This window comes from Vreelandella nanhaiensis, assembly GCF_003990185.1.
Lineage (GTDB): Bacteria > Pseudomonadota > Gammaproteobacteria > Pseudomonadales > Halomonadaceae > Vreelandella > Vreelandella nanhaiensis.
The window spans coordinates 194,681-207,324 of sequence record NZ_RZHF01000025.1 but is presented as its reverse complement, the minus strand read 5'-3'; the positions used below and the strand labels follow the sequence as shown (position 1 = coordinate 207,324).

The following is a 12,644-nucleotide window of genomic DNA, read 5'->3' as shown; positions in this document are numbered from 1 at the left end:
ATGCAGAAATGTGCTATTTAAGCCTGAAATCCTCGGTCTTTGACCGAGGATTTTTTAGTGCGTCTGGTATCAGCCGTGATGAGCGATTTTCTCAGGTAACAGCCCCTTGGGCGCAAAGCGCAGCACTAGGGTGATTAGCATGCCGATGACCAGCACTCGGGCCTGCAGCGCCCGGCTATCCATATTGTTTGGCGCGTCCCAACCGAAAGTGCCTTCACCAAAGCTTACGATCAGTTCCATCACAAATAGCGCCAAAGGCTCCGACATGATCCAGATGATATACACCGCCACTGCGCCAAAAATGGTGCCCAGGTTATTGCCGGGGCCACCGAGTATCACCATGACTAGCACCAGAAATGTATGGTTGAGCGGCAGGTAACCCTGCGGGTCGAACAGGCTGTTGAACGTTCCCAGCATGCCGCCGCCCAGGCCCATCAGAATGCAGCCGAGCACAAAGATTTCCAGCCGTCGCTTGTTGATATCCTTGCCCATGGCCGCAGCAGATACTTCATTGTCACGGATTGCCCGAATCATTCGCCCCCAGGGGGCGTGATAGGCGCGATGAAGCAGAAAGAAGATCACGGCAATTACCATCGCCGTGATCGAAAGATAGATTGCTCGCGAAAGGGTAAAGCCAAGCTCCGCCGGGCCAGGCGTTGGCCAGGGCAGTGGCGATACCGTCGCAGTGCCCCGGGTCAGCCAGTCGGAGTTTTTCAAAAACGCCTTGATGATTTCTGCAATGCCCAGCGTGGCAATGGCTAGGTAATCGCTGCGCAGTCCCAGGCAGACATGGCCGATAAAATAACCCACGCCGCCAGCCAGCGCCCCGCCGACTATCCAGCCCACCCAGGCAGGTAGGCCAAAGCCACCCACAAAGCCTGCCTGAGACTGAATCTGGCTGGTCACTTCGCGCAGCTGGCTGATGATCACTAGGTAAAGCACGAGCGCCAACACTACGGTAATCAGGGTGCGCAATTTTCTGGGCACGCCCAGGCGGTCAAGCCGGCTGGCGCCCACTACCAGAAAAGTGGCAGCAACGCCGTAGAGAAGCACGCGGCCCAGCTCGCCGGGAAGTTCCGTACCCCAGAAGGCATTGTTCACCGGCACGCTGAACAGCATGGCGCAAAAGCCGCCCAGAGCCACAAAACCCATTACCCCGGCATTGAACTGGCCGGCGTAGCCCCACTGAATGGTCAGTCCCAGCGCCAGAATGGCGTAGCAGGCGGCTTCTACCAGCATACGGGTGCTGTAGGCCGCACCCATCAGCGCATAAACCGCCAGGATGGCTGCCATCAGCGCGCCAAACAGCACGACCTCACGGACAGGAAAGCGTCGTGCTGGCGTGGCGTCACGCGGCGTATAGGTCGGGTCGCGGGTTTCTGTTGAATTGCTCATTGGATCACCTTGCCTTTAAAGAGGCCGGTAGGACGCCATACCAGAATGGCCACCAGAATGAAAAATGGCACCACAATCTTGTACTCGGTACCCACAAAGGCGAGGTTGGAAGGCAATTCCAGCCACGTGGGCAGGCTGTCGCGAAAGGGGCGCAGCAGCACGTTCCAGTTAAATACCGCCAGGGTCTCGGCAAAGCCCACCACAAAGCCCCCCGCGATCGCACCGTAAGGATGGCCGACCCCACCCACAATCGCTGCGGCAAAGATCGGTAGCAGCAGGAAGAAGCTAAGGTCGGGCTTGAAGGTCACATCCAGGGAAAGCAGCGTGCCGGCAATAGCAGCCAGACCACCGGCAATCACCCAAGTAACCGCCACGATCGTATTGGTGTTGATACCCGAGGCCTGGGCAAGCTCCGGGTTATCCGACATGGCGCGCATCGCCTTGCCCAGCCGCGAGCGGTTGAGAAACACATGCAGCGCCACCACGGCCACCAACGTAATCACAAACAGGTAAAGCTGCGGCTCGGTGATCACGATCGGCGCACGAGCGCCTTCAAAGGGCAGCGCCAGGCGAAAGATTTCCTTGCGGTCATCCACGTACAGGCTCTGCCCGCCAGTGCCGGAAAAGAGACGAATAAGCCCTTGCAGCATGAGCGTCACGCCAAGTGAGCCGATCACCAGTACGATCGGCTTGACGCCGTGAACGCGCAGGGGCTTATAGAACGCTTTGTCGATGCCTACGGCGAGTGTTGCCGTCAGCAGCATGGCCAGGGGGAGCATGACCAGCGCCGTGGGTACGCCAATGCTGGCACCTGCCGCCGGAAACAGGGTGGTCAGCAACAGCACCATAAATGCGCCGAAGGTCATCATGTCAGCATGGGCGAAATGAGCAAAGCGCATGATACTGAAGATCAGCGTCACGCCAATCGCGCCAATCGCGTAAATGGAGCCTGTGACGCTGCCTGCAATAATGACGTTGTTGATAAAAAAGACCAGTTCATTCACGTGTTTTCCCCCGGGCTAGCCGCCCAAAAAGCTTTTGGCGACATCAGGGTCGGCAAGCAGGGCCGCCCCGGTGTCAGTGAAGCGGTTTTGTCCCGCAGCCAGTACAAAGCCCTTGTCGGCAATGGCGAGCGCCTGTTTGGCATTCTGCTCGACCATCAGAATTCCTACCCCGGCGGCGTTGATCTGCTTGACCCGGTCAAAGATCTCGTTCATGTAGAGCGGTGAAAGCCCAGCGGTGGGTTCATCAAGCAACAGCAGACTCGGCTCGGCCATCAGTGCTCTCCCCATGGCAACCATTTGGCGCTGGCCGCCGGAAAGTTCGCCCGCAGGCTGGTGGCGCTTTTCGACCAGTGGTGGGAAAAAGGCGTACACCTGTTCCAGCATGCGCTTGACGTTTTGGGGTTTAAGGTAGGTACCCATCTCCAGGTTTTCCTTGACCGTCAGGCTCGGGAAAACGTTTTTCTCCTGGGGGACAAAGCCCATGCCTCGTTCAACCAGCTTATTGGGCGGCAGGTTATGGATTGGCTGCCCGTTAAGCAGAATCTCGCCTTGGGTGACGTTCAAAAGGCCAAACACGGCTTTCAGCATGGTGGATTTTCCCGCACCGTTGGGTCCGACAATCACCCCCACTTCATGGGTTTGTAGCGCCATGTTCACCCCGTTAAGGATGTTCATGCCGCCATAGCCACCGTGTACGTCGCGTGCCTCAAGTAATGGCGTCGTTGATGACATCGTCAATGACATAGAAAAGTGTCTCGCAGCGCCGCTTTCACGCGGCATGTTGTCTTGGTTTTTTGTCTTAGTTTTTTCGTAGCTTTTATGCAAGGCGCCGCTTAAGCGGCGTCGGTGCCGAAATAGGCTTCAATGACGTCTGGGTTGTTCTGGATATCCTGAATATGCCCCTCAACCATCACGCTGCCCTGAGCCAGTACAATGACGGGATCACATAGCCGGGCAATCATGTCCATATCGTGTTCGATGACCAGAAAGGTGTAACCCATCTCGCGGTTCAGGCGTTCAATATTGCCGATCAGATCGCCCAGCAACGTACGGTTGACGCCAGCGGCGATTTCATCGAGCAGTACCACCTTGGCATCGGTCATCATGGTGCGGCCGAGCTCCAGAAGCTTTTTCTGACCACCGGAAAGGTTACCAGCTAGCTCGTTGCGTACGTGATGCAGGCCCACAAACTCAATTACCTCAAGGGCACGTCGGCGTACTTGGGCTTCCTCTTCACGTACCTGGCCTGGCTTGAACCAGGTACTGAACAAGCTTTCTCCTGCCTGACGGGGAGGCACCATCATCAGGTTCTCAAGCGCGCTCATCTGGCTGAATTCATGGGCAATCTGGAAGGTTCGCAGCAGGCCCCTATGAAACCGTTGGTCGGCGCTCAACGCGGTAATATCCTCGCCATCCAGAATGACGCGGCCACTGTCCGGCGTGAGCGCGCCAGCAATCAGGTTGAACAGCGTGGATTTGCCGGCACCGTTAGGTCCTATCATGCCGGTAATAGACCCTTTTTCGACGTTGATCGAGCAGTCATTGATAACCTGCAGGCCGCCGAAAGCCTTGTTAACGTGCTGAACTTCAATAAGAGGTATCATCGCATCCCCGCGCTTAGGGCCACATGAGCGGCCCGGCCATGGCTATTATTGTGTGAGTTGGCGACGTTTGGCGATCCATCGCTGGCCCAGCGCAAACAGGCTGACTAGAAGCAACGCGCCTGTTGCTGGCACCAGGTAGCCCTGTACGTAGGGAAGCGTACGCAAGAACACGAACGCAACCGCTGCGGGGCTAACGAACCGCACCAGAAACCGCCAAGTGACAAACCACGTGGCGCTGGTGTCGAGCTCTTTTTTGACTTCCGTTTGGGTCAAGGCCCAACCAGCAAAGAGGGCAATCATAAGCCCACCCAGGGGCATAAAGACATTGGTCAAAAGCTCAATAAGTTCAAATGCGCTGCGCCCGAACAGAGCGTGGAAGATCGAGCCTTCCGCCCAAATATTGAAGCTGATGACCGTGAGCAACCCCATCGCCCAAGCCGCTATCACCATCACGGCGACCGCTTGGGGGCGGGTCATGTCAAAGCGCTCGACCAGGTAGGCGGCCACCGGCTCGATCAGCGATATGGACGAGCTAAGCGCCGCGCCCAGCACCAGAATAAAGAAGACGCCGCCAATCAGGGCGCCCATGGGCATCTCGGCAAAGGCCATTGGCAGCGTGATGAACATCAGCCCCGGCCCTTGAGCGATATCCAGCCCCGCACCAAATACCAGCGCAAAAATAGCTAGGCCCGCCACCATGGCAACCGCAGTATCGATAAAAGCGATGGCAATGGCGGTGCGGGTCAGCGAGATTTCGCTGGTCATGTAGGCACCGTAGGCCATGATGGCGCCCATGCCGAGGCTCAAGGTGAAAAACGACTGGCCCATGGCCTGTAGCCACCCTTCAATACTCAAGTTGGCAACGTTAAAGGTGAGCAGGAAACGTGCCGCCGCCGCGATATCCCCGTTAATCACGCTATACGCCAGCACTACCAGTAAAATAACGAACAGCGCCGGCATCATGATGCGCAACCCCGATTCAATGCCTTTATGAATGCCTATTCCCACGATGACACCTGAGCAACCGATAAACAGGGTGTGATAAAGCGTCATCAAGGCGGGTGAGGCGAGTAGAGCGGTAAAGCCCTCACTGATGGCTTGCGCATCGGCTTCGAGCAGCGAGCCGGTAAACATCAGCCAGGTGTAGTGAATTGCCCAACCGGCAATCACCGAGTAGAAACTCAAAATCAGGAAAGCGGCGGCGGCGCCCAGCCAGCCGATTGACTCCCAGAAGCGGAAGGTGCGGTGCGTCTTGGTCAGATGGCGCATGCCCATGATCGGGCTGCGGCGGCTGGTGCGGCCAAGCATGATTTCGGCAATCAGAATGGGGATGCCAACGGCAAAAATGGTCAGTGCGTACACTAAAATGAACGCCCCGCCGCCGTTCTCACCGATCAGGTAAGGGAAGCGCCACAGGTTGCCAAGCCCGACGGCGGAGCCCACCGCTGCCAGTAGAAACGTACCTTTGTGCGTCCAAACGTTGTGACCGCTCATGTGCTCGGTGTCCATGTGCTGGTGTTGGTGAGGAAGGCTATCCAAGCACCGAAATGAAGAAGGCCAGCTTGCTGCACCTGCCAAAAAGTGCTTAGCGCTATAGTCGATCAGTTCTATGGCTGCGTATTTTTGGGGTTACTTAGTTCTACGCTTGCTTAACCCTACTTTGCGATAGAAAGCGGCCACTTGCCAGCCTCCTACCGTTTAGGCTGCGTTTACCGGGGCAGTTGGTGGTGTAAGCAAATCAATAATGCGGGGAAAAATGAGCAGACAGGCACGATAAAGCCCGCACGAGGGCGGGCTTTAGGGTCTTTCCTGAGCGCTTGCACTAAGCGCTTTTTTCAAGAACTTGCTTTAAGCACTTATTTCTTGCCAGCGCGCTTACGCTCGTTCTCGGTCAGGTGTTTCTTACGCAGGCGGATATGCGTTGGCGTCACTTCCACCAGCTCATCGGAATCCAGGAATTCGATGGCCTGCTCCAGGGTGAACTTGATCGGCGGCGTCAGCACGATGTTTTCATCGTTACCGGTTGAGCGCATGTTATCGAGTTTCTTACCCTTGGTCGGATTGACCACCATGTCGTTGGCACGGTTGTTGATACCGATCAGCATGCCTTCGTAGACTTCTGTGGCGTGATCGATGATCAGCTTGCCGCGCTCCTGCAGGGCATACAGCGCATAGGCAAGTGCCTTGCCGCCTACCATGGAGACCAGTACGCCGTTACGACGCTCGATAGAGGCGTCAGGCTTCAGCGGGCCGTAATGATCAAAGCGGCTGGTCAGAATGCCGGTACCGGAGGTCAGCGTCAGGAACTGACCACGGAAGCCGATCAGGCCACGTGCTGGAATGATGAAGTCCAGACGAACACGGCCCTTGCCATCCGGGTTCATGTTGGTCATTTCACCCTTGCGGTAGCCAAGCTCTTCCATGATCGAGCCTTGGTGCTGCTCTTCACAGTCGATGATGACCTCTTCGTAGGGCTCCTGCTTCACGCCGTCGATTTCTTTGATGATAACTTCGGGGCGACCAACGGCCAGCTCAAAGCCTTCACGACGCATAGTTTCGATCAGTACTGACAGGTGAAGCTCACCACGACCGGAAACCGTGAATTTCTCAGGGGTTTCGCCCTGTTCAACGCGCAGCGCCACGTTATGGATCAGCTCTTGATCAAGGCGATCCTTGATATTACGGCTGGTCACGAACTTGCCTTCTTTACCGGCGAACGGCGAGTCGTTGACCTGGAAGGTCATGGACACGGTCGGTTCGTCAACGGAAAGCGGCGGCAGAGCTTCAACGGCGCTGTTGTCGCATAGCGTATCGGAAATCGCCAGATCTTCGATGCCGGTGATGCAGACGATGTCGCCCGCGGTAGCTTCGGTGGTCTGAACGCGCTCCAGACCCATATGGGTCATGACCTGGCCGACTTTACCTTTACGGGTATTGCCTTCCTTGGTGATCACGGTTATCTGTTGCCCCGGCTTGACGCTGCCGCGCTTGATACGGCCAAGACCTATAACGCCAACGTAGCTGTTGTAATCCAGGGCAGAAATCTGCATCTGGAAGGGACCGTCAACTTCAACTTTCGGCGGCTCAACGATATCAACGATGGCCTGGAACATCGGGTCCATGTTGTCGGCAAGCGCTTCAGGATCCATGCCGGCAATACCGTTGAGCGCCGAGCAGTAGATGATCGGGAAGTCGAGCTGTTCGTCGGTGGCACCCAGGTTGTCGAACAGGTCGAAAATCTGATCGATAACCCAATCAGGGCGCGCGCCAGGGCGGTCAATCTTGTTGACAACCACGATAGGTTTAAGGCCCTGAGAGAAGGCTTTCTGGGTAACAAAACGGGTTTGCGGCATTGGGCCGTCAACCGCGTCCACCAGCAGCAGAACCGAGTCCACCATGGACATGACGCGCTCTACTTCACCACCGAAGTCAGCGTGCCCAGGGGTGTCAACGATATTGATGTGGTAGCCCGTACCATTGCCATCTTGCCACTGAATGGCTGTATTTTTGGCCAGGATGGTAATGCCGCGCTCTTTCTCCTGGTCATTAGAGTCCATAATCCGCTCTTGGCCTTCGGCCTTGCGGTCTAGTGTTCCCGATTGACTTAACAGCTTGTCTACCAAGGTAGTTTTGCCGTGGTCAACGTGGGCGATGATGGCAATGTTACGAAGATTCTCGATCACGACGCGATCCTGCTGGGAAAATAGGGCGGCATTATAGGGTGTCGGTGCGGTCGACTACCAGCGCTGTCTTAAATAAAGCATCAAGTCAATAACCCAAACGCGGCAGTTTTCGCCTTCCTCATGCATCCGTTAAGATAGACGTTTTCCCAGTTGGGGCAAGCACATGACCATCGGTAACCTGATGCGTTTGTTGAGCGATGGCAACGTTCACTCCGGTGAACAATTAGGTGAGGCGTTAGGCGTTTCACGGGCTGCCGTATGGAAACAGTTAAAAAAATTGGACGCGCTGGGTGTGGAACTGGTGGCCGTAAAGGGCAAGGGTTACCGACTATCCCAGCGCCTTGAGCCGCTGGAAGGCGCAAAGATTGTGGAACGCTTGCCTGCTCAGGCACGTCATCTTCTGGCACGATTATTTGTTGAAGACCAGTTGCCTTCAAGTAACGAGTACCTGCGCCAGCGTTTCAACCAGGGCGCCGGGCACGGCGAGGTTTGCCTGGTCGAGCTGCAAACCGCTGGCCGTGGTCGGCGTGGCCGGGTATGGACTACACCTTGGGGACAAAGTCTGATGATGTCACTGGGCTGGCGCTTCGAAGCCGGCGTAACCGCCCTCGAAGGATTGAGCTTGGCCGTAGGTGTGGTGGTTTCTCAAGTGCTGGAGCAGCACGGTGTGGCGCCCAAGCTTAAATGGCCCAACGACATTCTGCTGGCTGAAACCGGCGATGAGCTGGGCAAACTGGCGGGCATCCTGATCGAGGTAACCGGCGATGCCGCAGGTCCTTGTGAGGTGGTAGTCGGCATGGGGATGAACCTGTCGCTAAGCGAATCCCAGCGCGCCGCCATTGACCAGCCGGTAGCCGCGCTGTTTGATGTGCATGGCGGGCTTTCACGTAATCAGCTGGCTTCTGACATGGTCGCCGGGCTTCTAGCCATGCTGGCTAGTTTTGAGCAGGTAGGGTTTGGCGCCTGGCGTGATGAGTGGAATGCACGCCATGCGTACGCGGGTTTACCCGTACGTATTATTCAAGGAGAACGCGTCAGCGATGCCATTGCAGGCGACGTGGATGAGAGCGGTAACTTATGGGTTACTGAAAACGGTTACTCGCGGCGCTTGGCAGGCGGTGAGATCAGCGTACGCAGGCGCTTATGATTCTGGATCTGGATATCGGCAACACCTTGTCGAAGTGGCGACTCAAGGATGCCGAAAGTAGTGAAATACGCTCGCGTGGGGCAGTGTGGACCCGCGAAGAGTGGCGCCCAGGGGCGGATATACCGGACCTGGACGTAGTCGAGGCAGTGCGTATATCGAGCGTTGCCCGGGCGGCGGTGCTGGATGAAACGGTGACGCTACTGCGCCGTCAGGTTCGCCACGTATTTGTCGCACGATCATTGCCTGAGGCCTTGGGGGTGGTCAATGGCTACGAGGAGCCTGGCCGTCTGGGGGTTGATCGCTGGATGGGGGCGCTTGCCGGTTACCAGCTGGCCGGGGGATGCTGCGCGGTAGACTGCGGCAGTGCGATTACCATTGATTTTGTCCTGCCGGGCGGCGTGCACCTGGGGGGATTTATTATCCCTGGACTGCGCCTGATGAAAGAAAGCCTGAAGCTGGGAACGCGCAACGTGGCCATCGACCCGGAGAGCGAGGCAGATGCGCTTTTGGAGCCCGGGCGGCGAACGGTGGATGCGGTCAATCACGGTATCTACATGGCAGCCGTCAGTGCAATCAACCGCATCTACAGCGAAGTGTGCGACCAGCAGGGTGTCGCGCTGCCCATGCTGTTGACCGGTGGCGACGCCCGGGTCGTGTCGCGTGGTGTGCAAGTGCCTCACGCCGTATGGCCGGATATGGTCTACGGTGGGCTAGAAGCCAGCTTTCCGCTTACTTTTGCTGAGCGGGCGGGCAAGATGTCTGGCGCGCCGCGTGTCCCTGAGCCGGTATCATTAGAAAAAATTCGTGCAGGGCTTGCATTCTCCATGCTGCTTTGACAGAATGCAGCGCGTTCCAAGGCAGGTAGCAGATACGCAAGTATCGCAAGCTATGATAAATTAAGTAAATATCTAGCTTGACACCGTTTTTGGGGCTGGCATAATGTGCCGCCAAAGATGGAGAGATTCCCGAGTGGCCAAAGGGAGCAGACTGTAAATCTGCCGCGAAAGCTTCGAAGGTTCGAATCCTTCTCTCTCCACCAGATTTAAGCAGCAGCGATGTTTGTCGGTGTTGTAGGGTTAAAGCCGGTAGTGGGCATTGTCTATCGTTCGGCGTGCAGCGGCTTGTAATCCTGGCAGCGGTTACGCGGGCGTAGTTCAATGGTAGAACCTCAGCCTTCCAAGCTGATGGTGCGGGTTCGATTCCCGCCGCCCGCTCCAGTTGATGTGTTATTGCTCATGTAGCTCAGGGGTAGAGCACACCCTTGGTAAGGGTGAGGTCGACGGTTCAATTCCGTCCATGAGCTCCATATTGCAAAAAAAGCGAGCCGAGCTCGCTTTTTTTGTCTTTGCATTTAAGCGTTGTCTTTTTGTAGGCGTTTGATGCTGAAAAGGGTTGCCAGGCGGTTAGTTCTCCGCTATCATGGCGCCCGCTGTTGTTTGGGCTTGTTTAAGTGGTCCGGCAACGATGATATAGGCCAGTAGCTCAATTGGCAGAGCAGCGGTCTCCAAAACCGCAGGTTGGGGGTTCGATTCCCTCCTGGCCTGCCAACCTTCCCCAGGTTGGTGTGTCTTTAAAGAATTCCATTGTCGCTCGCTGTACCCTGAGGAGTCTCGTTTTTATGAAGCCGAGTTCTATAAAACATGGCGCTGAGGTGCGACAGGCGCGTCATGACGGGCTCAAGTGGGCGGCAGTTATAGCGCTGCTTGTCGTCGCTATTGTAGGTAATGCCTATTTCACCGATATTGGTCTGCTCTACCGCGTGCTGGGTGTGGTGGTGTTGTGTGCGCTTGCGGGTTTGATTGCGCTCACCACAACCAAAGGCCGTGATTTGAGAGAACTTGCCGTTAGCGCCAAGAAAGAGATCCAGCGCGTTGTATGGCCGACCCGTCCCGAAACGATTCAAACCACCGCGATTGTCCTGGTGGCTGTTCTCGTGGTGGGTTTGATGCTGTGGTTGATTGATACTCTTCTTGGCTGGGCAATGTCCGGCGTCATTGGTTAGGAGCTTTCATGTCCAAACGTTGGTACGTCGTTCACGCCTATTCCGGCTTTGAGAAGCATGTTATGCGCTCACTGATTGAGCGCGTAAAGATGCACGGTATGGAAGATCGCTTTGGCGAAATTCTGGTGCCGACCGAAGAAGTCGTTGAAATGCGCGACGGCAAGCGTCGCAAGAGTGAGCGCAAGTTCTATCCAGGCTATGTACTGGTCGAGATGGAGATGGCCGACGAAACATGGCATCTCGTCAATGAGACGCCGCGCGTAATGGGCTTTATTGGCGGTACCAAAGAAAAGCCGGCGCCGATTACCTCCCGTGAAGCCGATGCGATTCTGCGTCGTGTGAAGGACGGTACAGACAAGCCGCGGCCCAAGACCATGTTTGAGCCAGGGCAGTCGGTACGTGTTATCGATGGTCCGTTTGCAGATTTCAATGGCGTAGTTGAAGAAGTCAACTACGACAAGAGCCGCCTGCAGGTCAGCGTATTGATCTTTGGGCGTGCAACACCTGTTGAGCTAGAATTTTCTCAGGTTGAAAAAGAGTAAGTTTTCAAGTCGAGAAAAAGTAAGCCGCAGGTTAAGGAAGTATCGTAAATTCGTAAGAGGCAGCCGTTGGCTGTCTCGCTAGTCCCGGGGAGCCGCAAGGCGTTATTACCCAAATGGAGTAACTACCATGGCCAAGAAAGTTCAGGCTTATATCAAACTGCAGGTAGCTGCAGGTAAAGCCAATCCAAGTCCGCCCGTAGGCCCAGCGCTGGGTCAGCATGGCGTGAATATCATGGAATTCTGTAAGGCGTTCAACGCTGCGACTCAAGAGATTGAGCCGGGCCTGCCGACGCCTGTCGTGATCACTGTCTATTCCGACCGCAGCTTCACGTTCGTTACCAAGACTCCGCCTGCTGCCGTGCTGCTGAAGAAAGCTGCTGGCATCAAGTCGGGCTCTGGTGAGCCGAACAAGAAGAAAGTCGGCACCGTGACTCGCGAGCAGCTTGAAGAGATCGCCAAGACCAAAGAGCCTGATCTGACGGCTTCTGATCTCGATGCCGCCGTACGTACTATCGCAGGCAGCGCTCGTAGCATGGGCCTTAACGTGGAGGGTCTCTGATCATGGCTAAACTGTCTAAGCGCGCGAAGGTAATTCGCGAGAAAGTAGATGCCAACAAGGCTTACTCTTTGGAAGAAGCGGTTGCACTGCTCTCTGAGTTGTCTACCGTCAAATTCAACGAGTCTGTTGATGTCGCGATCAATCTTGGTGTTGATCCGCGTAAATCTGACCAGGTTGTTCGTGGCGCGACCGTAATGCCTAACGGCACCGGTAAAGACGTGCGCGTAGCGGTCTTCACTCAAGGCGCTAACGCTGACGCTGCTAAAGAAGCAGGCGCTGATGTCGTGGGTATGGAAGAGCTGGCTGAGCAAGTGAAAAAAGGCGTGATGGATTTTGACGTCGTTATCGCTTCTCCCGATGCTATGCGCGTTGTCGGTCAGCTGGGCCAGATTCTTGGTCCGCGCGGACTGATGCCGAACCCGAAAGTCGGTACCGTAACGCCTGACGTTGCGACTGCTGTCAAGAATGCCAAGGCGGGTCAGGTACGTTTCCGTACTGACAAAAACGGCATTATCCACACCACGCTGGGTAAAGTGACGTTTGATGCGGCTGCCGTTCAGGGTAACCTGGAAGCGCTGGTTGCTGACCTGAAGAGGCTCAAGCCGAGCTCTTCCAAAGGTATTTACTTTAAGAAAGTCACCCTGTCCACTACCATGGGCCCAGGTCTGACTATCGACCACTCTGCGTTTGTATAAGCAGGCCGTCGAC

The 12,644-nt window shown here is 56.0% G+C and carries 12 protein-coding genes and 4 tRNA genes; 10 read left to right on the top strand and 6 right to left on the bottom strand.

Going from position 1 to position 12,644, the window contains the following annotated elements:
- Window positions 1-69: 69 nt before the first annotated feature.
- From ELY38_RS16315 to typA, 6 genes are all read right to left on the bottom strand, one after another.
- Window positions 70-1,395: a branched-chain amino acid ABC transporter permease gene (locus ELY38_RS16315; RefSeq protein WP_127063246.1), complete on the bottom strand. Its 1,326-nt coding sequence runs from the start codon at window positions 1,393-1,395 to the stop codon at window positions 70-72.
- Window positions 1,392-2,399, bottom strand: coding sequence for a branched-chain amino acid ABC transporter permease (locus ELY38_RS16310; protein WP_127063245.1), 1,008 nt, complete (start codon window positions 2,397-2,399; stop codon window positions 1,392-1,394). Before ELY38_RS16310 ends, ELY38_RS16315 begins: the two co-directional genes overlap by 4 nt.
- Window positions 2,400-2,414: 15 nt before the next feature.
- Window positions 2,415-3,143: an ABC transporter ATP-binding protein gene (locus ELY38_RS16305; protein ID WP_422822346.1), complete on the bottom strand. Its 729-nt coding sequence runs from the start codon at window positions 3,141-3,143 to the stop codon at window positions 2,415-2,417.
- 89 nt (window positions 3,144-3,232) lie between these two features.
- Window positions 3,233-4,003, bottom strand: coding sequence for an ABC transporter ATP-binding protein (locus ELY38_RS16300; RefSeq protein WP_127063244.1), 771 nt, complete (start codon window positions 4,001-4,003; stop codon window positions 3,233-3,235).
- A gap of 45 nt (window positions 4,004-4,048) precedes the next feature.
- Window positions 4,049-5,497 (bottom strand): sodium-dependent transporter, encoded by a 1,449-nt coding sequence (locus ELY38_RS16295; protein WP_127063243.1) that lies wholly within the window; start codon window positions 5,495-5,497, stop codon window positions 4,049-4,051.
- 362 nt (window positions 5,498-5,859) lie between these two features.
- Complete coding sequence (gene typA / locus ELY38_RS16290) at window positions 5,860-7,686, bottom strand: translational GTPase TypA (RefSeq protein ID WP_127063242.1); 1,827 nt, start codon at window positions 7,684-7,686, stop codon at window positions 5,860-5,862.
- 163 nt (window positions 7,687-7,849) lie between these two features.
- On the opposite strand from typA, the gene ELY38_RS16285 reads away from it, so the two are divergent.
- The 10 genes from ELY38_RS16285 to rplA all read left to right on the top strand — a co-directional run bounded on the left by ELY38_RS16285 (window position 7,850) and on the right by rplA (window position 12,631).
- Window positions 7,850-8,833 (top strand): biotin--[acetyl-CoA-carboxylase] ligase, encoded by a 984-nt coding sequence (locus ELY38_RS16285; protein WP_127063241.1) that lies wholly within the window; start codon window positions 7,850-7,852, stop codon window positions 8,831-8,833.
- Entirely contained in the window at window positions 8,830-9,669 is an 840-nt protein-coding gene (locus tag ELY38_RS16280) for a type III pantothenate kinase (RefSeq protein ID WP_127063240.1), read from the top strand. Before ELY38_RS16285 ends, ELY38_RS16280 begins: the two co-directional genes overlap by 4 nt.
- A 119-nt stretch (window positions 9,670-9,788) precedes the next feature.
- Window positions 9,789-9,872, top strand: a tRNA-Tyr gene (locus ELY38_RS16275).
- A 104-nt stretch (window positions 9,873-9,976) separates the two neighbouring features.
- Window positions 9,977-10,050 (top strand) — tRNA-Gly (locus ELY38_RS16270).
- 14 nt (window positions 10,051-10,064) lie between these two features.
- Window positions 10,065-10,139, top strand: a tRNA-Thr gene (locus tag ELY38_RS16265).
- A 165-nt stretch (window positions 10,140-10,304) separates the two neighbouring features.
- Window positions 10,305-10,380 (top strand) — tRNA-Trp (locus ELY38_RS16260).
- Between the two features lie 71 nt (window positions 10,381-10,451).
- Window positions 10,452-10,835: a preprotein translocase subunit SecE gene (gene secE, locus ELY38_RS16255; RefSeq protein WP_127063239.1), complete on the top strand. Its 384-nt coding sequence runs from the start codon at window positions 10,452-10,454 to the stop codon at window positions 10,833-10,835.
- Between the two features lie 8 nt (window positions 10,836-10,843).
- The gene (gene nusG, locus ELY38_RS16250; RefSeq protein WP_126949739.1) at window positions 10,844-11,377 is read left to right on the top strand and encodes a transcription termination/antitermination protein NusG; all 534 of its coding nucleotides are present in this window, start codon (window positions 10,844-10,846) and stop codon (window positions 11,375-11,377) included.
- Between the two features lie 127 nt (window positions 11,378-11,504).
- Complete coding sequence (gene rplK, locus ELY38_RS16245; protein WP_018917744.1) at window positions 11,505-11,936, top strand: 50S ribosomal protein L11; 432 nt, start codon at window positions 11,505-11,507, stop codon at window positions 11,934-11,936.
- Between the two features lie 2 nt (window positions 11,937-11,938).
- Entirely contained in the window at window positions 11,939-12,631 is a 693-nt protein-coding gene (gene rplA / locus ELY38_RS16240) for a 50S ribosomal protein L1 (RefSeq protein WP_127063238.1), read from the top strand.
- Window positions 12,632-12,644: the final 13 nt, after the last annotated feature.